Source organism: Actinoplanes nipponensis (assembly GCF_016862275.1).
GTDB classification, from domain to species: Bacteria; Actinomycetota; Actinomycetes; order Mycobacteriales; family Micromonosporaceae; genus Actinoplanes; species Actinoplanes nipponensis.
Genome location: NZ_BOMQ01000053.1, coordinates 17,291 through 41,477 on the forward strand (window position 1 = coordinate 17,291; position 24,187 = coordinate 41,477).

Annotated in this window: 21 protein-coding genes; 18 read left to right on the forward strand and 3 right to left on the reverse strand. The window is 73.4% G+C overall.

Annotation, left to right across the window (positions count from 1 at the left end; genetic code table 11):
- Positions 1 to 2 precede the first annotated feature (2 nt).
- The gene (locus Ani05nite_RS21755; RefSeq protein ID WP_203770842.1) at positions 3 to 1,322 is read right to left on the reverse strand and encodes a hypothetical protein; all 1,320 of its coding nucleotides are present in this window, start codon (positions 1,320 to 1,322) and stop codon (positions 3 to 5) included.
- A gap of 223 nt (positions 1,323 to 1,545) precedes the next feature.
- Here Ani05nite_RS21755 and Ani05nite_RS21760 point away from each other — a divergent pair, with 223 nt between their 5' ends.
- The 18 genes from Ani05nite_RS21760 (at position 1,546) to Ani05nite_RS21845 (ending at position 21,961) form a co-directional block, all read left to right on the forward strand.
- Positions 1,546 to 2,337 carry an alpha/beta fold hydrolase gene (locus tag Ani05nite_RS21760; RefSeq protein ID WP_203770843.1) on the forward strand — a complete coding sequence of 264 codons (792 nt, stop codon included), beginning with the start codon at positions 1,546 to 1,548 and terminating at the stop codon, positions 2,335 to 2,337.
- A 34-nt stretch (positions 2,338 to 2,371) separates the two neighbouring features.
- Positions 2,372 to 4,852 carry a SpoIIE family protein phosphatase gene (locus Ani05nite_RS21765; protein WP_239130483.1) on the forward strand — a complete coding sequence of 827 codons (2,481 nt, stop codon included), beginning with the start codon at positions 2,372 to 2,374 and terminating at the stop codon, positions 4,850 to 4,852.
- Positions 4,849 to 5,193, forward strand: a complete 345-nt coding sequence (locus Ani05nite_RS21770; RefSeq protein ID WP_203770847.1) for an STAS domain-containing protein — start codon at positions 4,849 to 4,851, stop codon at positions 5,191 to 5,193. The genes Ani05nite_RS21765 and Ani05nite_RS21770 overlap by 4 nt, the downstream gene beginning before the upstream one ends.
- 20 nt (positions 5,194 to 5,213) lie before the next feature.
- Positions 5,214 to 7,157 carry a TIGR03960 family B12-binding radical SAM protein gene (locus Ani05nite_RS21775; RefSeq protein WP_203770849.1) on the forward strand — a complete coding sequence of 648 codons (1,944 nt, stop codon included), beginning with the start codon at positions 5,214 to 5,216 and terminating at the stop codon, positions 7,155 to 7,157.
- A 1-nt stretch (position 7,158) separates the two neighbouring features.
- Complete coding sequence (locus tag Ani05nite_RS21780) at positions 7,159 to 7,935, forward strand: TIGR03936 family radical SAM-associated protein (RefSeq protein WP_203770851.1); 777 nt, start codon at positions 7,159 to 7,161, stop codon at positions 7,933 to 7,935.
- A 131-nt stretch (positions 7,936 to 8,066) separates the two neighbouring features.
- Positions 8,067 to 11,231 (forward strand): Rne/Rng family ribonuclease, encoded by a 3,165-nt coding sequence (locus Ani05nite_RS21785; RefSeq protein ID WP_203770853.1) that lies wholly within the window; start codon positions 8,067 to 8,069, stop codon positions 11,229 to 11,231.
- A gap of 124 nt (positions 11,232 to 11,355) precedes the next feature.
- The gene (locus Ani05nite_RS21790) at positions 11,356 to 11,886 is read left to right on the forward strand and encodes a hypothetical protein (protein WP_203770855.1); all 531 of its coding nucleotides are present in this window, start codon (positions 11,356 to 11,358) and stop codon (positions 11,884 to 11,886) included.
- Between the two features lie 178 nt (positions 11,887 to 12,064).
- Positions 12,065 to 12,379, forward strand: coding sequence for a 50S ribosomal protein L21 (gene rplU / locus Ani05nite_RS21795; RefSeq protein ID WP_203770857.1), 315 nt, complete (start codon positions 12,065 to 12,067; stop codon positions 12,377 to 12,379).
- Between the two features lie 8 nt (positions 12,380 to 12,387).
- Positions 12,388 to 12,645 (forward strand): 50S ribosomal protein L27, encoded by a 258-nt coding sequence (gene rpmA, locus Ani05nite_RS21800; protein ID WP_203770859.1) that lies wholly within the window; start codon positions 12,388 to 12,390, stop codon positions 12,643 to 12,645.
- Positions 12,646 to 12,727: 82 nt separating this feature from the next.
- Positions 12,728 to 14,224 (forward strand): GTPase ObgE, encoded by a 1,497-nt coding sequence (gene obgE, locus Ani05nite_RS21805; protein ID WP_203770861.1) that lies wholly within the window; start codon positions 12,728 to 12,730, stop codon positions 14,222 to 14,224.
- Between the two features lie 69 nt (positions 14,225 to 14,293).
- The gene (locus tag Ani05nite_RS21810; RefSeq protein WP_203770863.1) at positions 14,294 to 14,752 is read left to right on the forward strand and encodes a GNAT family N-acetyltransferase; all 459 of its coding nucleotides are present in this window, start codon (positions 14,294 to 14,296) and stop codon (positions 14,750 to 14,752) included.
- A 59-nt stretch (positions 14,753 to 14,811) separates the two neighbouring features.
- Positions 14,812 to 17,322 carry an aminopeptidase N gene (gene pepN / locus Ani05nite_RS21815; RefSeq protein ID WP_203770865.1) on the forward strand — a complete coding sequence of 837 codons (2,511 nt, stop codon included), beginning with the start codon at positions 14,812 to 14,814 and terminating at the stop codon, positions 17,320 to 17,322.
- Between the two features lie 61 nt (positions 17,323 to 17,383).
- Positions 17,384 to 18,931, forward strand: coding sequence for an ATP-binding protein (locus tag Ani05nite_RS21820; protein ID WP_203770867.1), 1,548 nt, complete (start codon positions 17,384 to 17,386; stop codon positions 18,929 to 18,931).
- A 15-nt stretch (positions 18,932 to 18,946) separates the two neighbouring features.
- Entirely contained in the window at positions 18,947 to 19,546 is a 600-nt protein-coding gene (gene nadD / locus Ani05nite_RS21825; RefSeq protein WP_203770869.1) for a nicotinate-nucleotide adenylyltransferase, read from the forward strand.
- 74 nt (positions 19,547 to 19,620) lie between these two features.
- Positions 19,621 to 20,022 (forward strand): ribosome silencing factor, encoded by a 402-nt coding sequence (gene rsfS / locus Ani05nite_RS21830; protein WP_203770871.1) that lies wholly within the window; start codon positions 19,621 to 19,623, stop codon positions 20,020 to 20,022.
- Positions 20,019 to 20,654 (forward strand): histidine phosphatase family protein, encoded by a 636-nt coding sequence (locus Ani05nite_RS21835; protein WP_203770872.1) that lies wholly within the window; start codon positions 20,019 to 20,021, stop codon positions 20,652 to 20,654. The genes rsfS and Ani05nite_RS21835 overlap by 4 nt, the downstream gene beginning before the upstream one ends.
- Before the next feature lie 47 nt (positions 20,655 to 20,701).
- Complete coding sequence (locus tag Ani05nite_RS21840; protein ID WP_203770874.1) at positions 20,702 to 21,088, forward strand: hypothetical protein; 387 nt, start codon at positions 20,702 to 20,704, stop codon at positions 21,086 to 21,088.
- Positions 21,089 to 21,112: 24 nt separating this feature from the next.
- Positions 21,113 to 21,961, forward strand: coding sequence for a DegV family protein (locus Ani05nite_RS21845; RefSeq protein WP_203770876.1), 849 nt, complete (start codon positions 21,113 to 21,115; stop codon positions 21,959 to 21,961).
- Positions 21,962 to 21,973: 12 nt separating this feature from the next.
- On the opposite strand, the gene Ani05nite_RS21850 is transcribed toward Ani05nite_RS21845, so the two are convergent.
- Both Ani05nite_RS21850 and Ani05nite_RS21855 read right to left on the reverse strand, forming a co-directional pair.
- Positions 21,974 to 22,918: a DUF1444 domain-containing protein gene (locus Ani05nite_RS21850; RefSeq protein ID WP_239130484.1), complete on the reverse strand. Its 945-nt coding sequence runs from the start codon at positions 22,916 to 22,918 to the stop codon at positions 21,974 to 21,976.
- Positions 22,919 to 23,097: 179 nt separating this feature from the next.
- Complete coding sequence (locus Ani05nite_RS21855) at positions 23,098 to 23,901, reverse strand: putative protein N(5)-glutamine methyltransferase (protein ID WP_203770879.1); 804 nt, start codon at positions 23,899 to 23,901, stop codon at positions 23,098 to 23,100.
- Positions 23,902 to 24,187 lie beyond the last annotated feature (286 nt).

Consider the following 24,187-nt stretch of genomic DNA (forward strand, 5'->3'; position numbering starts at 1 on the left):
TTCTACCCGCGGGTGAGCGCCGCACTCCGCAGGACACCCGTGAGATCCGCGCTTTCCTCGACGGAACGCCTGGTCAGCAGCACCGTGGCCAGGCTGCCGTGGTCGGCCCAGGCGCAGACGACGACGCCCTTGCCGCCGGAACGGCCGACGCCGCAGCGTTCGTGCGCGCCGGTCTCGCCCAGGTCGAAGGACTGGACGTCCTTGATGTCGTACTCGCCGGCCAGGTGGGCGATCTCGGCCTCGACGTCCGATTCCGGGGTGAGGCGCAGCCCGGTGGCGCCGAAGACGGTGACCCGCTTGCCGTTGCCGTCGGCATAGACCCCGGAGAAGACGTCGCCCTCGATCAGGCTGCTGCCGCTGAGCTGCTCGGACAGCCGCTCGACGGCCCGGCGGCCGGCGCCGTCGTCGCGCAGCTCGAGGTCGGACACCTCCCGGGGCAGGGCGGCCGAGACCGGATACTGCCGGGCGGCGGGCCAGCTGAGATAGGCCGGTACGCCGCCGCAGCAGAGGAGGCCCAGCAGCGCGAGGGTCAGGAGCCGGCGTGGCCGGCGGCGCTGACGCCGGGGTGGCGGCGGTGGTCCCGGTGGTGTCGGCCGGCCCTGCGCGGGCCGGGCGGGCGGGGGTGGCGGCGCGGGCCGGGACTGGACCGGGATGCGGTTGGCCGGGGCAGGCGCCGGTTGCGCTGCCGGCCGGCGGCGTCCCCACCCGCGCCGGCGTGGCGGGCTGGGGGCGGGCGGCGGGGGAGCGGCTGCGGGCGGGCCGGCCACCGGCAGCTGCACCCAGGTGGGCCGCGGGGGTGCCGGCGCGTGGCCCGGCGGCTGGGCCTGCGCGCGCCGCAGCAGCGCCTCGGCCTGCGCGGGCGGCAGCGGCGCTGGGGGCGCTTCCATCCGGGTGGGCGGCAGCGGTGGTTCCGTCCGGGTCGGCGGGAGCGGCGCCTCCATCCGGGTCGGCGGGAGCGCGCTCTCGACCCGGGTCGGCGGCAGCGCCTCGGGGAACGGCAGCTGGGGTTCCCAGGGGGTGTCCTGGTCGGCCCACGGGTCGACCGCCGGGGTGGCCGACCAGTCCTCGCTGTCGGCCCACGGATCGGCCGGCGGGGCCGGTTCGGGATCCGCTTCGCCGCGGCGCGACCACCACGGGCGCTTGGCCACGGGCGCGGGAACCGCCGCGGATCCGCTCCAGCGCGCGGGGGCCGGGTCCGGGCTCTCGTCCCCGGGCGCGGCGGCCTCGGCGGGCGGCGCCGCCGGGCCGGTGTCGACGCGGGTCGGGTCGGGGGTGGTCCGCGGGGCCCCGGCGGCCGGGTCCGCCGGCTGCTCATCGGTCATCCGTCGTGCTCCTCCCGCTGCTCAACCCGAGTCCGCGCGCCGCCTCGAGGCCGGGCGTCCATCGCCAGGTTAGAGCCGGCCCGCCACCCATCGCCGCTGATCGAAGCGGAGGATCGACGGGCGTGCGGCCCGGCTATGGTGAGCACGGTTCGTAAAAAACGGACACCCGGGGCGATGTGAGGGACGGTGCGGAGTCGTATGGTGACCCGGGGGTGAGTGCGGAATGACGAGGATCGAACGCAACGCGGTGACCGTGACCGGCCGGGCGCACGGCCAGCCGATGATGTTCGCGCACGGCTACGGCTGCGATCAGAACATGTGGCGCTCGGTGGCGCCCGCGTTCCTCGACACCCACCGGGTGGTGCTCTTCGACCACGTCGGCGCCGGCCGTTCCGACCTGCGCGCCTACGACGACCAGCGGTATTCCACCCTCGACGGCTACGCCGAGGACGTCCTGGAGATCATTCACGAGCTGGACCTGCGGGACGTCGTCTTCGTCGGCCACTCCGTGAGCGCGATGATCGGCGTGCTGGCGGCCAACCGGGAGCCGGAGCGGTTCGCCAAGCTGATCCTCGTCGGCCCGTCGCCCCGCTACCTCAACGACGGTGACTACGTCGGCGGCTTCGACAAGGCCGACATCGAGGCCATGCTGGAGTCGCTCGACAGCAACTACCTGGGCTGGTCGAGCGCGATGGCGCCGGTCATCATGGGCAACCCGGACCGGCCCGAGCTGGGCGCCGAGCTCACCAACAGCTTCTGTGCCACCGATCCGGACATCGCCCGCAAGTTCGCCCACGTGACCTTCATGTCGGACAACCGGGACGACCTGGGCCGGGTCCGGGTCCCGGTCCTCATCCTGCAGTGCACCGACGACGTCATCGCGCCGGCGGTCGTCGGGGACTACGTGCACGAGCACGTCCCCGGGAGCACACTGGTCACCATGAATGCGACCGGGCACTGCCCCAACCTCAGCGCGCCGGAGGAGACCATCGCCGCGATCAGGACCTTTCTGTAGAGCGATGACGGAGAACGGTGGCGGTGGGCCGGAAGTGACGCACGATCTGCGGGTTCCGTGGGAAGAGGATCCCGGAGATCTCTACGAGCACGCGCCGTGCGGCTACCTGACGATGTTGCCGGACGGCACGATCGTCAAGGTCAACGAGACGTTCCTGGCCTGGACCGGCTACGCCCGCGCGGAGCTGATCGGGCAGCGGCGGTTCCGGGACCTGCTCAGCGCCGGCGACAAGATCTACTACGAGACCCACTACGCGCCGCTGCTGAGCATGCAGAACGACGTGCACGAGCTGGCCTTCGACCTGATCCGCGCCGACGGGGAACGGCTGCCCATCCTGGTCAACTCCGTCCTGGGCCGCGACGACGCGGGGCTGCCCCGGGTCATCCGCACCACCATCCTCAACGCCACCGAGCGGCGCGGCTACGAGAAGGAGCTGCTCGCGGCCCGGCGGGCGGCCGAGGCGTCGGAGCGGCGCGTCCGGGTGCTCCAGCAGATCGTGGCCGATCTCGCCGCCGCCCCGACCGCGGCCGAGGCGGCCGACGCCATCGTCCGGGCGCCCGGCCCGGCGTTCGGCGCCGCGTCGGCGACCGTGTGGCTGGCCCAGGCGGACCGCGACCAGCTCGCGGCGGTGGCCGGCACCGACTCGGCGGCCCTGACGGACGCCCCGGTCCCGCGCGACTCGTCGCGGGCGATCGCCGAGGTGGCCCGCCGCGGCGACCTGCACGTGATCGGCTCGCTGGCCGAGGCCGAGCAGCATTTCCCGGAGCTGGCCGACACCATGCGCCGCACCGCCCGGGCCGCGGTCGTGCTGCTGCCGCTGACCGCGGCGTCCGCCGACGACCCGGGCGCCGCCGAGGTGCTCGGCGTGCTCGGCTTCGACTTCGCCACGCCGCGGGAGCTGACCGACAGCGAGTTGCGGGTGGTCCGGCTGCTCGGCCACCAGGCCGGGCAGGCCCTGGACCGGGCCCGGCTCTACGACGACGCCCGCCGGCGCGAGGAGCGGGCGACGTTCCTGGCCGACACCACCCGGGCGCTGGAGGTGCTGCCGCGGCTCATGCCGCGGGCCCGCACGCTCGTCGAGCGGATGGTTCCGCGGGTCGCGCGGTGGGCGGCGGTCCGGCTCCAGGTCGGCCCGGCCGGCCTGCTCGCCGAGGCCGGCGAGCCCGCGCCCGAGCCGCACCGGCTCGCCGACCGGGTGGCCGAGGTGCTGCTGAGCGGCCAGGCCCAGCTCACCGACGACAAGGAGCCCGACGGCGGCTGCGCGGTGCTGCCGCTGGTCGCCAACGGCCGGGTGTTCGGCACGCTCGCGCTGCGGCCGCCGCTCGGCCGGCGTACGGCGACGGCCGAGGTCGCCTTCCTGCGCGACCTGGCCGACCGGGCCGCGCTCGCCCTGGAGAACGCCCGCCTCTACGAGCAGGAACGGGCCATCGCGCGGACCCTGCAGCGCAGCCTGCTCGCCGGCGACCTGCCCGCCGACCCCCGGTTCGCGGTCGAGACGCACTACCAGGCCGCCGCGCAGGACCTCGAGGTCGGCGGCGACTGGTTCGACGCCTTCCTGATCACGCCGGACAAGCTCGCCGTGGTCGTCGGCGACGTGGTGGGCCGGGGCATCGACGCCGCCACCACGATGGGTCAGCTGCGCAGCGCCATCCGCGCCCTGGCCTCGGCCGAGGCGGGCCCGGCCCGGCTGCTGGAACGGCTGGACCGGTTCGTCGAGCGGGTCGAGTCAGCCCGGATGGCCACGGTGGCGTACGCGGAGATCGACCTGGCGGCCAACGAGATGACCTACGCCTGCGCCGGCCACCTGCCGCCGCTGCTCGCCGAGCCGGGTGAGTCGCCGCGCTACCTGCTCGACGCCCGGTCCGGGGCGATCGGGTCGCGGGCCGGGCGCCAGGCCCGCATCGAGGACCGCATCCACCTGCCGTCCGGCAGCCGGCTGCTGCTCTACACCGACGGGCTCATCGAGCGGCGCAACCGCCGCATCGACGCCGGCTTCGAGCTGCTGGCCCGCACGTACGCCGGCAAGCGCGACTCCCCGCTGCCGGGACTGACGGCGTCGCTGGCCGACATGCTGGTCGGCCCGGAGCACGCCGACGACGTCTGCCTGCTGTGCCTGTCGCTGGGCACCGAGCGGCGGCTGGAACGCACGATCGGCGCCGACCCGGTGCAGATCGCCCTGCTGCGCAAGGACCTGCGGGGCTGGCTGGTGGCCCACGGCGTCGACGACGAGAGCACCCAGGCGGTGCTGCTGGCCTCCTCCGAGGCGGTGGCCAACTCGATCGAGCACGGCTACCGGGCCGACCCGCTGGGCGTGGTCGAGATCGTCGCCACGGTGTCGCCGGAGGCCATCCAGGTCCGGGTGGCCGACACGGGCGTCTGGATCGCGCCCAACGCCCGCGGGGCGCGCGGGCGCGGCCTCCAGCTCATCCGCCAGGTGATGGACGACGTGACGTTCGACCACGACGACGGGACCACAGTGACGATGCGACGGCTTCGCCGGGGAGCGCGGGAATGACGGACCAGTGGGTGACTTTCGCCAAGTTGGGCACGGCCGACCTGGTGCGGCTGGCGGGCGAGATCGACCTGGCCAACGCCCCGGAGATCGGCCGGGAGATCGTCCGGCAGACCGGGCGGGCCGGGGCCGTGGTGATCGACCTCACGGCCGTGTCGTTCCTGGACAGCGCCGGGGTGCGGCTGCTCGACGCGCTGGTCGGCGACCTCGATGATCAAGGTACGCCGATCCGTCTGGTGGTCGGCGAGACGGGCGCGGCCCGGATGACGCTGCAACTGTGCGCGTTCCGCGATGATCTGCTGGCGACCGACCTGGACCGGGCCGCGGACGAATTGGGGGGTTGAGCCGCGTACCCTGGTGCCTCATGAGCGTACGTTCCGTGTTCCCGCAGCTCGAGCAGCTGCTGCCCAGGGTCAGCAAGCCGATCCAGTACGTGGGCGGCGAGCTCGGCGCCGTCGTCAAGGACTGGGACGCCACCACCGTGCGGTGGGCGCTGATGTATCCCGACGCGTACGAGGTGGGCCTCCCCAACCAGGGCGTGCAGATCCTCTACGAGGTCCTCAACGAGCAGCCCGACGTGCTGGCCGAGCGCACGTACGCGGTCTGGCCGGACCTCGAGGCGCTGATGAAGGAGCACGGCGTCCCGCAGTTCACGGTCGACGCGCACCGCCCGGTGCACGCCTTCGACGTGCTGGGCCTGTCCTTCGCCACCGAGCTCGGCTACACCAACATGCTCTCGGCCCTGGACCTGGCGGGCATCCCGCTGGAGTCCAAGGACCGCACGGTGGACCACCCGGTCGTGCTGGCCGGCGGCCACGCCAGCTTCAACCCGGAGCCGATCGCCGACTTCATCGACGCCGCCGTGCTCGGCGACGGCGAGGAGGCGGTTCTCGAGATCACCGGGATCATCCGGCAGTGGAAGGCCGAGGGCTGCCCCGGCGGCCGCGACGAGCTGCTGCTGCGCCTGGCCCGCACCGAGAGCATCTACGTCCCGCGCTTCTACGACGTCGACTACCTGCCGGACGGCCGCATCCAGCGGGTCGTGCCGAACCGGCCGGACGTGCCGTTCCGGGTGCACAAGCGCACGACCATGGACCTCGACGCCTGGCCGTACCCGAAGAAGCCGCTGGTCCCGCTGGCCGAGACGGTGCACGAGCGGTACGCCGTGGAGATCTTCCGGGGTTGCACCCGGGGCTGCCGGTTCTGCCAGGCCGGCATGATCACCCGGCCGGTGCGCGAGCGCTCGATCACCACGGTCGGCCAGATGGTCAAGGAGGGCCTGGAGTTCTCCGGCTTCTCCGAGGTGGGCCTGCTGTCGCTGAGCAGCGCGGACCACTCCGAGATCGGCGACATGTGCTCCGGCCTGGCCGAGCAGTACGCCGACACCAACGTGTCGCTGTCGCTGCCGTCGACCCGGGTGGACGCCTTCAACATCGACCTGGCCCAGGAGCTGTCCCGCAACGGGCGGCGCACCGGCCTGACGTTCGCGCCCGAGGGCGGCTCGGAACGGATCCGCAAGGTCATCAACAAGATGGTGACCGAGGAGGACCTGATCCGTACGGTCGTCACGGCGTACTCCAACGGCTGGCGCAGCGTGAAGCTGTACTTCATGTGCGGCCTGCCCACCGAGACCGACGACGACGTGCTGCAGATCGGCCGGATGGCGCACGAGGTCATCAAGGCCGGCCGGATCGCCACCGGCACCAAGGACATCAAGTGCACGGTCTCCATCGGCGCGTTCGTGCCCAAGCCGCACACCCCGTTCCAGTGGGCCGCGATGGAGCGCCCCGAGGTGATCGACAACCGGCTGCGGATGCTCAAGCAGGAGATCAACAGCGACCGCTCGCTGGGCCGGGCCATCGGCTACCGCTACCACGACGGCCAGCCGTCGCTGATCGAGGGCCTGCTGTCGCGCGGTGACCGCCGGGTCGGCGCGGTGATCCGCCGGGCCTGGGACAAGGGCCAGCGGTTCGACGGCTGGAGCGAGCACTTCTCGTACACCCGCTGGGTCGAGGCCGCCGCCGAGACGCTGCCGGCGTTCGGGGTGGACCTGGACTGGTTCACCACCCGTGAGCGCGAGCAGCTCGAGGTGCTGCCCTGGGACCACCTGGACTCGGGCCTGGACAAGGACTGGCTCTGGCAGGACTGGCAGGACTCGATGAGCTCCTACGAGCAGGACGACTGCCGGTGGACCCCGTGCTTCGACTGCGGCGTCTGCCCGTCGATGGACACCGAGATCCAGATCGGCCCCACCGGCAAGAAGCTGCTGCCGCTCACGCCCGTGAAGTCCCTGCGGGTACCGGTCTGAGATGGCGAAGAATCAGCCGGTGGGCGGCCAGGCCCCCGTGGTGCAGCGCGTCCGCCTTCGCTACGCCAAGCGCGGACCGCTGCGCTTCACCTCGCACCGGGACTTCGCCCGGGCCTTCGAGCGGGCGCTGCGCCGGGCGGCCGTGCCGATCGCGTACTCCCAGGGCTTCACCCCGCACCCCAAGATCTCGTACGCGAGCGCCGCGCCCACCGGCGTGGGCAGCGAGGCGGAGTACCTGGAGATCGGCCTGCAGGCCGAGGTCGACCCCGCGCAGCTGATCGTGGCCCTGGACGCGGCGCTCTCGCCCGGGATCGACATCCTGGAGGCCGTGGTGGCCCGCGAGGGCAGCAGCCTGGCCGACCGGATCGACGCCTCGCGCTGGCTGATCGAGCTGCCCGGGATCGAGCCGCAGGCGGCGGCCGACGCCGTCGCGACCTTCCTGGCGGCGCCGGAGGTGCAGGTCGAGCGCATGACCAAGCAGGGCCGGCGGTCGTTCGACGCCCGGTCCGCAGTGACGTTCTTCGCTGTGACCAAGCAGTCTGGCGCACCTTCCGAGGCGGCGGCCGCACCGTGTGCGATAATCGACCTTGTCGTGCGGCAGGTCACTCCCGCCGTACGGCCCGATGACGTCCTTTCCGGCCTGCGTGTGGTGGCTGGCCTGGAGCCGCCGGTGCCCCCTCGGGTGACCCGGCTGGCGCAGGGCACTCTCACGCCGCAGGGGGAGATCGTCGATCCGTTGGAAGCGGATCGCGAGGACGCCCCCATCGGAGGGCACTGACCGACTCGGTCGGCGTCCGCGTTGGCAGACTTCGGCAGCCCGTCCGACTCGGTCGGGGCCGAAAAACTTGCGGCGACCCTGCGTGGCAGCGCTCACCCGCGCCCGGGGCCGCCAGAACTGGAGAGCGCCCCATGCTCGATAACGAGCCGCAGGGCGGTGAACGGGACGGAGCTACCACTCCTTCCGTCGATGCCGCCGAAAGCACCACACCCGTGCGCCGTACGCGTGCCCCGAGGCGGAAGGCGACCCCGGCCGCCGCTCCGGCGGTGGACGCTCCCGGCGCCGAGCCGGGTGCGGCCGACGAGGCCGCCGGCGCGGTCGACGCGGCGGCGGAGCAGGCGCCCGCCGCTCCGGTCCGCCGCCGTCGCAAGGCTGCGGCGCCCGCCGCCGCCCCGGCCGCCGAGCCGATAGCCGCCGACCCGGCCCCGGTGGCCGAGGACGCGCCCGGCGACAGTGAGCCGGTCGCGCCGGTGAAGGCCGTCCGCAGCCGCCGCAAGAAGGCCGTGCCGCCCGCCGCGCCGGTGGAGCCCGTGGAGCCCGTGGTCGAGGAGCCCGCCGCGGAGGAGGAGGAGCCGGTCGCCGAGGCCGCTCCCGCCGAGCCCGTCGCGCCGCCGGCCGCTCCGGTGATCGGCGTGCTGCCGCTCGACAACGACCTGGTGGAGGAGACTCCCGCCCCCCGCACCCGGGCCCGCAAGGCCGCCGCCCTGCCCCCGGCCGTGCTGTTCATGCCGCCGGAGCCCGAGACCGAGCCGGCGCCCACCCGTCGGACCCGCCGGGGTGCCGCGGCCGCTCCGGTGGCCGCACCCGTGGCGGACGAGACCGTCGCCGACGAGCCGCCGGCCGACGAGGTGGACGAGGCCGTCGAGGCCGAGGTCGCCGAGGCGCCGCGCCGGGCCACCCGCAGCCGGCGCCGCCGGGGCGCGGCCGCCGACGAGCCGGCCGAGGTGGCCGAGGTCGCCGAGCAGCCCGTGCTCGAGGAGGTCGACGAGACCGCCGACGACATCGAGGACGGCGCCGAGGACGAGCTCGACGAGGACGGCAACAGCCGCCGCCGTCGCCGGCGCGGGCGCCGGGGCCGGGGCCGCGGCAAGGGCCCGTCCGACGAGGGCGACGACATCGACGGCGAGGCCGAGGCCGGCGCGGAGGGCTCCGCGGAGACCGAGGCCGAGGACGAGGAGGACGCCGAGGACGGTGACGGGGTCACCCGCCGCCGGCGCCGCCGGCGTCGCAAGGGCGCCGGGGACGGCGAGACCGGTGGCATCGAGGACGGCGTGCACACGGTCGTCCGGGTCCGCGAGCCGCGCACCCGGGAGCGCTCGGACGAGGTCCAGGGCGTGTCCGGTTCGACCCGGCTGGAGGCCAAGCGCCAGCGTCGCCGGGACGGGCGCGAGCAGCGCCGCACCCGGCCGCCGATCCTGAGCGAGTCGGAGTTCCTGGCCCGCCGCGAGGCGGTCGACCGGGTCATGGTCGTGCGGCAGAAGCCCGACCGGACCCAGATCGCCGTGCTCGAGGACGGCGTGCTCGTGGAGCACTACGTCTCCCGCACCACGTCCGGGACCATGGTCGGCAACGTCTACCTCGGCAAGGTGCAGAACGTGCTGCCGAGCATGGAGGCGGCGTTCGTCGACGTCGGCCGGGGCCGCAACGCGGTGCTCTACGCCGGCGAGGTCAACTGGGACGCGACCGGGCTGGAGGGCCGGGCCCGCTCCATCGAGCAGGCGCTGCGCTCCGGCGACTCGGTGCTGGTGCAGGTCACCAAGGACCCGATCGGGCACAAGGGCGCCCGGCTGAGCAGCCACATCGCGCTCTCCGGCCGGCACCTGGTCTACGTGCCGAACGGCAACGCGTCCGGGATCAGCCGCAAGCTGCCCGACAACGAGCGCAAGCGCCTGCGCGACGTGCTGAAGAAGCTGGTGCCGGACGGCGCCGGGGTCATCGTGCGGACCGCCGCCGAGGGCGCCAGCGAGGACGAGCTGGCCCGCGACGTCAAGCGGCTGCAGGCGCAGTGGGACGACATCCAGGCCAAGGCGGCCGAGGGCCACGCGCCCGCGGCGCTGTCCGAGGAGCCCGACCTGGTCATCCGGGTGGTCCGGGACCTGTTCAACGAGGACTTCCGCGAGGTGGTCATCCAGGGCGAGCAGGCCTACGGCGAGGTGGAGAGCTACCTCGAGTCGGTCTCGCCCGAGCTGCTCGAACGGCTGCACCGCTACACCGGCACGGCCGACATCTTCGCCGACAAGCGCATCGACGAGCAGATCCTCAAGGGCCTGGACCGCAAGGTCTTCCTGCCCTCGGGTGGCCACCTGGTGATCGACCGCACCGAGGCGATGACGGTGGTCGACGTCAACACCGGCAAGTACACCGGCGCGGGCGGCAACCTCGAGGAGACGGTCACCCGCAACAACCTGGAAGCGGCCGAGGAGATCGTCCGCCAGCTGCGGCTGCGCGACATCGGCGGCATCGTGGTGATCGACTTCATCGACATGGTGCTGGAGAGCAACCGCGAGCTGGTGCTGCGCCGGCTGACCGAGTGCCTGGGCCGGGACCGGACCAAGCACCAGGTCACCGAGATCACCTCGCTGGGCCTGGTGCAGATGACCCGCAAGCGGATCGGCGCGGGTCTGCTCGAGGCGTTCACCGAGACCTGCGACCACTGCAAGGGCCGCGGTCTGATCATCCACACCGAGCCGGTGCCGGAGAAGCGGGTACCGGGCGCGGCGACCCAGGTCAAGGCGGTCGCCGCGGCGGCCCGCACCGAGGCGCCGGCCCAGCCGGCGGGCACCACCAAGTCGCGCCGCCGCCGTGGCGGCGGCAGTGCCGAGCAGGCCCCGGTCGAGACCGAGCCGGTCGTCGCGGAAGCGGCTCCGGCTTCGACCCCGGCTCCGGCTCCGGCTTCGACCCCGGCCCCGGCCGTGGCGCCGGCGGTCCACGACCGGACCACCGAGGACCCGGCCGCGGAGACGGCCGGTCTGCCGGCCGGCGAGTCGCCGACCCGGGCCTCCGGTTCCGGCGCGGCCCCGGCGGCGGGTTCCGGGATCGTCGCGCGTACGGCGCCGGCGGCCACCACGGCCGGCGACGACGAGTACGACATCAGCGGCTACGACCTGTCCCGGTACGAGGGCGGCGCCGGCACGGCGTACCCGGCGGCCGAGCCGTTGCAGCTGACCGGCTCCGACGACCCGGACGCGGCCGAGGAGGACGACGAGGACGGCGACGACGACGAGCCCGTCGGCGCGGGAGCGGGCGGCCGGCGTCGTTCGCGGCGCGGCGGCACCCGGCGGCGGACCCGCCCGTAAGCGTGGTGGCCGGCGGCCTCGGCGGGGTTCTCCCGGCCGGGGCCGCCCGGCGCAGCCACCATGATCTATCTCGGTTACCCTCGTGATTCCCCCGAGCCCCACCCGCGAGGAGTACCGATCCCCGATGCGACGCCTGCTGTGCGTGACCGCCGTGAGCGGCGCCTTCCTTCTGTCCGGCGCCGGTTGCTCGTCCGACGAGCCGGCGGGCACCGCCTCCGCGCCGACATCGGTCACCCCCGGGGCCTCGGCGCCGGCGGCCGGCGGCAGCGCCGGCCCGGCCGCGGCCGGCCCGTCGGCCGGCTCGGGTGACGCGGCGCTGTCGGGCAACAGCGAGGCCATCTGCCAGCAGGCGGCGAAGACCGGCGGCGACGCCGCCAAGAACTTCGCGCAGGACCTGAAGCTGCTCATCGACGCCCAGTCGGCGCAGGACGCCGACCAGGTCGCCAAGGCCAAGGCGAAGACCACCCGAGACGTCGAGAACTACTCGTACGCGCTGACCGACATGTCGAAGCTGGCCGCCGATCCCGCGCTCAAGGCGGCCCTGGCCGACATGGGCCGGCAGGTCACCGCCCTCAAGGGTGACGTGACCAAGCTCGACGCCGACCGGCTCACGAAGCTCCAGGAGACCCTCGACCAGGCCTGCGGCAAGGGCTGAGCCCTCCCCGGTTTGGGTCCCGGGCGTTCGATGAAGTAGTCTTTCTGACGGCGCATTTTCGTGCGCCTGTTCCGTGCGCGCCGTGGCCCTTCCCCCTCCGGAAGCCGGGCGCCCGCCGGGATTCAGTTTCATCCGCCAGCAGCTCTTTCGCTGCGTAAGTCTCAGGGAGTCCGCGTCGATGTACGCGATCGTCAAGACCGGCGGCAAGCAGTACAAGGTTGCCGAGGGCGACGTGATCGAGGTCGAGAAGCTCGCGGGTGTGCCCGGCGACGCCCTGACCCTCGCCGCGGTCCTCCTCGTCGACGGTGACAACCTGGTGACCGATGCGGCCAAGCTTGCCAGCGTGACGGTGTCCGGCGAGATCGCCGAGCACACCAAGGGTCCGAAGATCCGGATCCACAAGTTCAAGAACAAGACCGGCTACCACAAGCGCCAGGGGCACCGTCAGCCGCTGACCCGCGTCAAGGTGACCGGCATCAAGAGCGGGAAGTAGGGGCAGCCATGGCTCACAAAAAGGGTGCGTCCAGCTCCCGCAACGGCCGCGACTCCGCCGCCCAGCGGCTGGGCGTCAAGCGGTTCGGCGGCCAGCTGGTCAACGCCGGCGAGATCATCATCCGCCAGCGGGGCACGAAGTTCCACCCGGGAGAGCTCGTCGGCCGCGGCGGCGACGACACGCTGTTCGCGCTGGCCAAGGGCAATGTGCTCTTCGGCCACACGCGGGGTCGCAAGACCATCAGCATCGTGCCGGTGGCGGAGTAAAGCACCACGTCACAGCGGGCCGCGGACCTCTCGGGGTCCGTGGCCCGCTGTTTGCTTTTTCTGGTTGAGGTAGGAGAACACAGTGGCTACGTTCGTCGACCGGGTTGTGCTGCACCTGCAGGCAGGTGACGGCGGCCACGGCTGTGTCTCCGTGCGCCGCGAGAAGTTCAAGCCGCTCGGGGGTCCCGACGGCGGTGACGGCGGGCACGGCGGCGGCATCACGCTCGTCGTCGATCCGCAGCAGCACACCCTGCTGGACTTTCACTTCCATCCGCACGTCAAGGCGCCCAGCGGCACCGGCGGCATGGGCGCCAACCGCGACGGCGCCAAGGGCCGCGACCTGATCCTGCAGGTGCCCGACGGCACGGTCGTGCAGACGCCCGACGGTGAGGTGCTGGCCGACATGATCGGCGAGGGCACCACCTTCGAGGTGGCCCGCGGCGGGCGCGGCGGGCGCGGCAACGCCTCGCTGGCCAACGCCCGGCGCAAGGTGCCCGGCTTCGCCGAGCTGGGTGAGCCCGGCGACCAGCTCGACGTCGTGCTCGAGCTCAAGAGCGTGGCCGACGTCGGCCTGGTGGGTTTCCCCTCGGCCGGCAAGTCCTCGCTGATCTCGGTGATGTCGGCGGCCAAGCCGAAGATCGCCGACTACCCGTTCACCACGCTGGTGCCGAACCTGGGCGTCGTGCAGGCCGGCGACCAGACCTTCACGGTCGCCGACGTGCCCGGCCTGATCCCGGGCGCGGCCACCGGCAAGGGGCTGGGCCTGGAGTTCCTGCGGCACATCGAGCGGACCTCGGTGCTGGTGCACGTGCTGGACGCCGCGGCGCCCGAGATCGAGCGGGACCCGCTGGCCGACCTGGAGGCGATCGAGGCGGAGCTGGCCGCGTACGGCGGGCTCGAGGAGCGGCCGCGGCTGGTCGTGCTCAACAAGATCGACATCCCGGACGGCCGCGACCTCGCGGAGATGGTGCGCCCCGAGCTCGAGGCCCGCGGCATGCCGGTGCACGAGGTCAGCGCGGTGACCCGGGAGGGCCTCAAGGAGCTGGTCTACGCCCTGGCCGAGGCCGTCGCGGCGCACCGGCTGGCCAAGCCCGCCCCCGAGGCGACCCGGGCCGTGGTGCGGCCCCGCGCGGTCGACGAGAAGGGCTTCACCATCGAGGTCGACGGCGACGGCGTGTACGTCGTCCGCGGCGCCCAGGTGGAGCGCTGGGTCCGGCAGACCAACTTCGACAACGACGAGGCGATCGGCTACCTCGGCGACCGGCTCGACCGCCTCGGCGTCGAGGCCGCGCTGGCCAAGCAGGGCGCCAAGGCCGGTGACCCGGTGCGGATCGGCGACCGCGAGTTCGACTGGCAGCCCAACACCGGCGAGTACATCTCGGGCCCGCGGGGCACGGACATCCGGCTCGAGGAGACCAACACCCGGGCCAGCGCCGCGGCGCGGCTGGCGGCCCGCAAGGCCCGCCGGGTCCGCGGCGACGACGAGCTGCTGCACATGGCCGAGGACGGCACCGTCTCGACGGTCTCCATGGCGTCGCGGCCGGTGCTGGTCTCCGACGACGAGGACGACGACGAGTAGGCCGTTTCGCCGGGTGCCGGCCAGATCCCCGCAACCCGGCGGAAACGGGCCCGATCTAGGGTGACCGGCGTGCTGATCGAATCGCGTGCCTCGTCCGACGCCGAACTGTCCGCCCTGGTGATCGCCCAGCAGAAGGAGCTGAGCGACGCCGACGGCGGGGCCGACGGCGTCGTCTACATGCCGCGCGACGACGCCGCGTACCTGGTGGTGGTGCTGCACGGTCGGGCGGTGGCGTGCGGTGCGTGGCAGCCGCTGGAGCCCGGCGTGGCCGAGCTGAAGCGGATGTACGTGCGTCCGGCGTTCCGTGGCCGCGGCATCGCCCGCCAGCTCATCGTGGCGCTCGAGGAGGAGGCGCTGGCCGACGGCCGGCCGGTGCTGCGGCTGGAGACCGGCACCTACCTGCCGGCGGCGATCGGCCTCTACCGCTCGGCGGGCTACCACCCGATCCCGGTCTTCGGCGAGTACCTCGGCAACCCGTACAGCGTGTGCTTCGAGAAGTCGCTGGTGGCGGCCCCGGCCCGGGGATAGGCCGGCGGTCACCGGGAGTCGGACTGCGTCATGACCATGGCGACCGGCATGATGGGCGGATGCCGAGCCTGACCCGCGCCGAGGCCACCGCCCGGGCCGCCGCCCTGACCGTCACCGGGTACGACATCGATCTCGACCTGACCGGCGGGGGTGACACCTTCCGGTCCCGGACGGTGCTGCGCTTCGCCGCCGAGCCGGGCGGCTCGGCCTTCGTCGAGTTCGAGCCGGCCGAGCTGGTCTCGGTCACGCTCAACGGCAAGCCGGTGGACCCGGCCGAGCCGGTCGGGGAACGGCTCGCCCTCACCGGGCTGGCCGAGCGCAACGAACTGGTCGTCGAGGCGCTGATGACCTACTCGAACACGGGGGAGGGGCTGCACCGCTTCACCGACCCGGCCGACGGCTGCGTCTACCTGTACGCGCACATGTTCCTGGACGGCGCCCGGCGGATCTTCCCCTGCTTCGACCAGCCCGATCTCAAGGCGCCGTTCACGCTGGCCGTGACCGCTCCCGACGGCTGGCTCGTCGCCGCCAACGGGGAGCCGGCCGGCGCCGCCGACGGCGGGCGGTTCACCTTCGCGCCGACCAAGCCGCTGGCGACGTACTTCGTCTCGCTCATCGCCGGGCCGTACCACGCGCGCACCGACTCCCACGACGGCATCCCGCTGGCCCTCTACTGCCGCCGGGCGCTGGCCGAGCACCTCGACGAGCAGGCCGCGGAGATCTTCACCGTCACCAAGCAGTGCCTGGACCGCTACCACGAGCTCTTCGCGGTGCGGTACCCGTTCGGCCACTACCAGCAGGCGTTCGTCCCCGAGTTCAACTTCGGCGCGATGGAGAACCCCGGGCTGGTGGTCTTCCGCGACGAGTTCATCCACCGTTCGGCGGTCACCGACGCCGAACGGGAGCAGCGCGCCATGGTCATCGCGCACGAGATGGCCCACCAGTGGTTCGGCGACCTGGTCACCATGGCCTGGTGGGACGACCTGTGGCTGAACGAGTCGTTCGCCGAGTACCTGGGCACCCGGATCACCGCCGAGGCGACCGCGTTCACCGAGACCTGGACGACGTTCGCGATGCAGCGCAAGGCCTGGGGCATGCGCGCCGACCAGCGCCCGTCCACCCATCCGGTCGCGCCGACCGACGTCGACGACACCGCGCTGGCCCTGCTCAACTTCGACGGCATCTCGTACGCCAAGGGCGCCGCCGTGCTGCGCCAGCTGGTCGCCTGGGTGGGCGACGAGGCGTTCCTGGCCGGGCTCAACGAGCACTTCGCGGCGCACGCGTACGGCAACGCCACCCTGGCCGACCTGCTCGCCGCCGTCTCGAAGGCCTCCGGCCGGGACCTGACCGGCTGGGCCGACGTCTGGCTGCGCCGCGCCCAGCTGAACACGCTGCGCGCCGAGGTCGAGCGCGACGAGCAGGGCCGCTACACGGCGGTCGGCCTGGTCCAGACGGCGCCGGAGGACTATCCGACCCTGCGGCCGCACCGGATCGGGGTCGGGCTCTACGACCGCGGGCCGGACGGCGCCGTGGTGCGGCGCCGGCTGCTGGAGGTGGACATCGACCCGGCCGCGGACGGTGGCCGTACCCCGCTGCCCGAGCTGACCGGGGAGCCGGCGGCGGAGCTGCTGCTGGTCAACGACGGCGACCTCGCGTACGCCAAGATCCGGCTGGACGCGGCGTCGGCGGACGCCGTACCGCAGATGTTGCCCCTGCTGGACGATTCGCTGGCCCGCGCGCTGGTCTGGGGGGCCACCATCGATGCCGTCGCCGACGGCGAGCGGCCGGTCGCCGAGCTGGTCACGCTGGTCCTGGCCGCGCTGCCGGTCGAGCGCGAGGTGGCGCTGGTCGAGGACGTGTTGCGGATGACCCGCTCGCTGGTCGACCGCTATCCGGCCCCGGAGTCGCGGCCCGCGGCCCTGGACATGCTCGCGCGGGCCGCCGACCGGCTGCTGTCGGCGGCCGAGCCGGGTGGTTCACGCCAGCTCGCCGCGGTACGGGGGCTGATCAGCGCGAGCACCGACGAGCCGCGGCTGCGCGGCTGGCTCGCCGGCGAGGGCGTGCCGCGGGGCGTGACCGTCGACGAGGACCTGCGCTGGCTCATCCTGTACCGGCTGGTCGTGCTCGGGGCGGCCGGGCCGGAGGAGATCGAGGCCATGCTGGCCGCCGACCTGAGCGCCACCGGTGAGCAGCGGGCGGCGCTCTGCCGGGCCGCGCTGCCGGACGCCGGGGCCAAGGCCCGGGCCTGGGAGCTGATCATCAACGACACGACCGCCTCCAACCGGATCCTGGAGGCCACCGCGCACGGCTTCTGGCAGCCGGAACAGCTCGAGCTGACGGACGGCTACGTGGCCCGTTACTTCTCCGACATGCCGGGCATGCTGGGGCGGCGGACCGGGATGAGCGGAGAGCGGGTGGCCGTCGCGGCGTACCCCTCGGTGGTCGTCAGCCCGCGGACCAGGGAGCTGGCCGCGGGGCTGTTGGCAGCCCCGGATCTCTCCTCGATCCTGCGGCGGGTCGTCATGGACGGCGACGACGACGTCCGTCGAGCCCTCTTGGCCCGGGGATAGCGGATTCGGCCCGTTGTCCCGGTATGAGCCGTTAGCCTCGGCTTAACGGGGGTGGGGGCTGGTGGAGTGGTCCGAGGAGCTGTCCAGTGGTCTGCTGCAGGCCGCGCCGGACGCGATCCTGGTGATGGACGAGGGCTACATCGTCCTGGTCAACGACCGCGCCGAGGACGTCTTCGGCTGGCCCCGCGGTGAGATGCTGGGCCGCCGGGCCGACATGCTGCTGGTGGACGCCGGACGGGTGCCCGAGCTGGCGGAGCTGCGCCGCGACGCCGACGACCGGGGCACCCGCACCAGCCTGATGGGCACCCTGGCCCTGCAGGCGCGCCGCCGCAACGGCACGTCGTTCCCGGCCGAGGCCTCGCTGTCCCGGGTGCAGACCCCGCACGGCCGCCTCACGGTCGCCGTGGTCCGGGACATGACCGAGCGGCAGCGGCTGCAGGCCGAGGCCGACCGCCAGCGCGGCGAGGTGCAGGAACACCGCAGTCAGCGGCTGGAGGCGCTGGGCCAGCTCGCGGGCGGCATAGCCCACGACTTCAACAACATGCTCGGCGTGATCGTGAACTACGCCAACTTCGTGATCGAGGAGGCCGAGGCGCCGGAGCCCGATCTCCAGGCGATCGCCGCCGACGCCCGCCAAGTCATCCGGGCCGGCCAGCGCGGCACCGACCTGACCCACCAGCTGCTCAAGTTCGCCCGCCGCGAGGTGGTCCGCCCGCGGGTGCTCGACCTCAACGCGGTCCTGGCGGAGAACGCCGACCTGCTGCGCACCTCGACCGGCGACCGGATCACGCTGATCATCCGGCCGGCCGAGAAGCTGCCGCCGGTCACCTGCGATCCCGGGCAGATCGAGCAACTGCTGGTCAGCCTGGCGGCGAACGCCCGCGACGCGATGCCCGACGGCGGCAACCTGGTCATCGACACCGCCGGCGCCCGCCTGGAGGCCGGCGACCACGCCGACCTCGCGCCCGGCGACTACGTCCGCCTGCGGATCTCCGACTCGGGGGCCGGCATGGCCGCCGACGTCGTCGAGCGGGCCTTCGAACCGTTCTTCACCACCAAGGCCAACGGCGAGGGCACCGGGCTGGGCCTGGCGACCGTCTACGGCATCGTCACCCAGGCCGGCGGGAGCGTCAGCCTGACCTCCGAGCCCGGTCTCGGCACGACGGTCACCGTGCTGCTGCCGGCCGGCGCCACCGAGGAGACCGTCGTCGCCGCGCCCGAGCCGGTCGCCACCGCCGGGCACGGCGAGACGCTGCTGGTCGTCGAGGACGAGGACGCGCTGCGGGACGTGGCCGGCCGGATCCTGTCGGGCGCGGGGTACCACGTGCTCACGGCGGACGGCGGCACCCAGGCCCTGGAGCTCGCGGCGGTGCATGAGGGCGCCATCGACCTGCTGGTCAGCGACGTGGTGATGCCCGGAATGCTGGGCAAGGAGCTCGCCGAGCGGCTGACCGACGTGCGGCCCGACACCCGCGTGCTCTACATGTCCGGCTACGCCCAGCCGGTGCTCGCCTCCCAGGGCACCCTGGATCCCGGGGTGGCGCTGCTGGAGAAGCCGTTCACCGCCGCCGCGCTGCTCACCGCCGTTCGGCGCCGCCTCGACGGCTGATCTAGGATTCGCCGGATGCGGGAGCGGCGACGGATCGGGATCATGGGCGGCACCTTCGACCCGATCCACCACGGTCACCTGGTGGCGGCGAGCGAGGTGCAGAGCCGCTTCGGGCTCGACGAGGTGGTCTTCGTGCCGACCGGGCAGCCCTGGCAGAAGGGCCCGGTGAGCCCGGCCGAGGACCGCTACCTGATGACGGTGATCGCGACCGCCTCCAACCCGCACTTCCAGGTCAGCCGGGCCGACATCGACCGCGACGGGCCGACGTACACCGTCGACACCCTGCGGGACCTGAACGCGGTGTTCGGCGCCACGGCCGACCTGTTCTTCATCACCGGCGCGGACGCGCTCGCGAAGATCCTCTCTTGGAAGGACGCCCTCGAGATGCTCTCGCTGGCCCACTTCGTGGGGGTCACCCGGCCGGGCTTCGAGCTCTCCGACGCGCACCTGCCGGCCGACACGGTCACCCTGGTGGAGGTGCCGGCGATGGCGATCTCGTCGAGCGCCTGCCGGGAGCGGGTCGCCGAGGGTCAGCCGGTCTGGTATCTCGTACCCGATGGTGTGGTGCAGTACATCGCAAAGCGGGGACTTTATCGGGGCGAGAGTCCGGTTTAGGGCTATTCATCCGGGTAGAGATGTCATACCGGTATGAGAGGCTGGTAACTCTGAAACCGAACGAGGGGAGACCGGTGCCCGTCACCGAACGCGCCCGCGAGCTCGCGCTGACCGCCGCGCAGGCCGCGGCCGACAAGAAGGCTCAGGACATCGTCCTGATCGACGTCGCCGACCAGCTCTACATCACCGACGCTTTCGTCATCGCCTCGGCCGCCAACGAGCGCCAGGTCGGCTCGATCGTCGACGCCATCGAGGAAGCCCTGCTCAACCTGCCGGAGAAGGCCAAGCCCGTCCGTCGCGAGGGTGAGCGACAGGGCCGCTGGGTGCTGCTCGACTACATCGACGTCGTGATCCACATCCAGCACGCCGAGGAGCGCGAGTTCTACGCCCTCGACAAGCTCTGGAAGGACTGCCCGACCATCGAGTTCGTCGACCGCGACCTGGCCGAGGCGGATGCCTCGTCCGGCGCGGCATGACCACTCGGCTCATCGTCTGGCGGCACGGCAACACGGACTGGAACGCGACGCACCGCGTCCAGGGCCAGACCGACGTGCCGCTCAACGACCTCGGCCGGCAGCAGGCCGTCGACGCCGCCGAGCTGCTGGTCCGGCTGCGCCCCACCGCTCTGGTGGCCAGCGACCTGAGCCGGGCGGCCGACACCGCGGCGGCGCTGGCCGCGCTGACCGGCCTCTCGGTGACATACGACGAGCGGCTGCGGGAGCGCTCGTTCGGGCAGTGGCAGGGCCTGACCATGACGAAGGTGGCCGTGACCCGGCCGGTGGAGTATGCCCGCTGGGTGGCCGGCGCCGACGTCGTCGGCGGCGACGTGGAGACCCTGGACGACCTCGGCAAGCGCGTCGCCGAGGGCCTCCAGGACGCGGCCGACCTCGTGTCGCCCGGCGGCACCGTCGTCGTCGCCACCCACGGCGGTTCGGCCCGCTCGGGCATCGGGCAGCTGCTCGGCTGGCCGCGCGAGCAGCTGCGCACGCTGCGCGCCCTGCAGAACTGCCACTGGGCCGAGCTGACCCACGACGACGAACGCGGCTGGCAGCTCGGCAGCTACAACGTGGGCCCGTTCGGCGAGCGCCCCGTCCCGCCGCCGGTTTGATCTCGGTGCGGGGAACGGCCGGGGCGCCGGGTAGCGTCCAACGCACCATGACTATCCGACGCCTCAGCCTGCCTCTGCTCGTCGCCCTGGCCCTCGCCGGCTGCGCCAACGGCACCGCTGACCCCGCCGGCGGGCCCGCCTCCGCCGCGCCGCCCCCGGCCTCGCCGTCGGCCGACCCCGGCTCGGCGGCCCCGTCACCCTCGGCCTCGTCGCCGGCGACCGGCGTGGTCACGCTCACCGGCGTGATCACCGCCGGCGTCGAGCCGAACTGCCTCCTCCTCGACGACCACCTGCTGATCATCAACGATGACAAGCAGCGCGCCGCGGCCCGGGCCGGCGCCACGGTCACCGTCACCGGCCGCGCCGAACCGGGCATGATGACCACCTGCCAGCAGGGCACGCCGTTCGTCGTCGCCACCCTCCGGGCAAACTAGGCCACCATCGGCTACGGTGCCCGCATGCCCGTCGCGGTCGTCACCGACTCCACCGCGTACCTGCCGTCCGAGCTGAGCGGGACGTACGACCTCACCGTCGTCCCGCTCACCGTCGTCATCAACGGCGACGAAGGCCTGGAGGGCGCCGAGATATCACCGGCCGACGTGGCCCGGGCGCTGGGCCAGCGGCGGGTCGCCGTCAGCACGTCCCGGCCGGCCCCCGAACAGTTCGTGGCCGCGTACCGCCGGCTCCTCGACGCCGGTGCGGACGGCATCGTCTCCGTGCACCTGTCCGCCCGGCTCTCCGGCACCTACGACGCGGCCGCGCTGGCCGCCGCCGAGATCGGACCGCGGGTCCAGGTCGTGGACAGCGGCACGACCGCGATGGGCCTGGGCTTCGTCGCCCTGGGGGCCAGCACGCGGGCCGGCGAGGGCGCCACGCTGGAAGCGGTACGCCAGGCCGCGGTCGACCATTCCGCCCAGGTCAGCACGCTGTTCTACGTCGACACCCTGGAGTTCCTGCGCCGCGGCGGGCGGATCGGCGCGGCGTCGGCGCTGCTCGGCACCGCCCTGTCGGTCAAGCCGATCCTGCACATGGTCGACGGGGCGATCGTCGTCCGCGACAAGGTCCGCACGGCCGGGCGGGCCCTCGCCCGGCTGGTGGACCTCACGGTCGAGGCGTCCGGGGACGGCGCGGTGGACATCGCCGTGCACCACCTGGGCGCGGCCGACCGGGCGGCGGCGCTGGCCGACGCGGTGACGATGCGCCTCGGCGACCGGCTGCGGGACTGCTACATCACCGAGATCGGGGCGGTGGTCGCCGCCCACGTGGGGCCGGGCGTGGCCGGCGTCGTGGTGCACCGGCGCGGCTGAGGGGCGCCGCTCTCACGGCTGCTCGGTGGGCTTGGGCCAGGACTCGCCGCGCCAGCGCGGCGGGGTGAGCTGTACCTCGGTCAGGTGCGGCACGACCTCCCGCCAGGGCCGGACCGCCTCGCCGACCTGCACCTCGTCCGCCACCGGCAGCAGCGCCGGCCCGTCCTGCGGCCACAACGCCCGGGTGCGCCCGTCGTCGGCGACCAGCAGCTCGGCGGCCAGCGGCAACTGCTCCGCCTGGCGCGCGTACTCCCGGCCGGCGAACAGGCCCTGCGCCCGCCGCACACAGATCTCGTAGGGCGAGCCCGGCGCCGCCCTGTACGGCACCGTGCGGCCGTCGGCGTCGCTCACGTAGGCCATCGGGGTGATCGCCCGCGGCGACGCCAGATAGACGGCCTCAGCCTGCGCGAACAGCCCCGGCAGATGATCGCTGTAGTCGGCGGTGACCAGCAGCGTGCCGCGATCGGGCGCGAACGCCACCGGCTCGCCCCCGACCTGCCCGGCGAGCCCGGCGAGCCACCCGTCGAGCAGCAGGTGCGAGGTCCAGTACGCGTCCCCGTCGTCGACGAACTGCACCACGACCGGCTCGGTGGCCTTGCCCAGCAGCGTGGCGGCGCTCAGGTTGGCCCGCGCGGCGGCGAACACCTCCTCGGCGTCGACGCCCCAGCCGTTCTCGACGGACACGTAGGTCATCGTCTCGGGATGGTCCACCACCACGAACTCGGCCAGGAAGGGCAGCGCGGGCCGGCTCAGCGGCGTGCCGACGTCCGCCGGCGTGATGGCGCTGCGCAGCACCGGCCGCAACAACGGACGGGCCGCGTGCCAGTCCACCGGCAGCCCGGGGTTGCGGAGAAAACCCTCGACGAACCGGTCGACCCGCCGCCGGTGCTCCCGGCGCCCGCGCCGCCCCCGGGACCGCTGGACGAGCAGGCCGTCCAGCTGAAGGACACTCGGCACGTCGTCACCGGGAGGGGTGAACCGAACCGAGAAAGTAGCCGAGTGGTACCGGGCGTCGGCGAACCCGGCCCGGCGCAGCCGTCTGATGACCTGGCTGGCCAGCCGTGCCCGGGCGACCCTGCGGAAAAAACCCACGCGCAGTGCCTCCTTGCTCTGCCCCCCGGCATCGGCCGCTGACCCTATCGCAGCGCGGTGACCCCTGGAAGCTCCCGCCGCCGGCCGGTGACGGCTCTCGCGTCCAGGTCCTCATCCTCGACGACGGCGGCAACCAGGCCGGCGGCGCGGACGGCGGCGAGGGCGGGACCCGTCTGGGCCTCGGTGATCTCGGAAAGCAGCAGCCCGCCGGGGGCGAGCCACTCGGCGGCGCCCGCCACGACCGCGCGGAAGACATCGAGTCCGTCGGGACCGCCGTCCAGGGCGGTGCGCGGCTCGTGCAGGCGGGCCTCGGCGGGAAGCAGCGGGATGTGCTCGGTGGCGACGTAGGGGACGTTGGCCAGCAGGACGTCCACGCGACCGCGGAGGGCGTCGGGGAGGGCCGCGAAGAGGTCGCCCTGGAACACGTCCCGGCCGAGGTTGTCGCGGGCGCAGGCGACGGCCACGGAGTCGCTGTCGGCGGCCAGGAGGCGGATGGCGGGGGCTTTCTCGCGAACGGCGAGACCGAGCGCGCCGGAACCGCAGCAGAGATCGACCACTGTGCCGGCGTTGCCGGCCCCGTCGATCTCGGCCACGGCGGTGCGTACGAGAAGCTCGCTGCGGACCCGGGGGACGAAGACGCCGGGGCGCAGGCGGACCCGGACACCGCAGAAGTCGGCGAAGCCCACGACCTGTTCCAGAGGCTCGCCCAGGGCGCGGCGATCGACCAGCGTGCGGAGATGGGCCGAATCCGTGGCCGCCGCGCTGAGCACGGCGGCCTCGTCCTCGGCGAAGACGCAGCCGGCGGCGCGCAGCCGGATGATCGTCTCGGTCAGGTCGGTAACTGTCACGACGCCATGGTCCAGGACGGTGGGGTGGACGGGTAGCGGTTATCCACAGGGCCTGGTTGTCCACAGGGGGTGGAGCGGGGGAGGGGGTGGAGGTCTTAATTTCGGCCGGTGCTTGAGGCGAGGAAGTCCGACGATGTGAGGGCCAGGTTGCGGACGGTGGCCGCTCCGGTGCGTGCCCGGGCGGCTTTTCGGGCGGGTGAGGGGTGGCCTGCGGGGTCGCCGTGGGCTGTGCCGCCGGGCGGGTTGGTGGGCGGCTCCGGTGGCCTGGGGGATGCTGCGTCCGTGG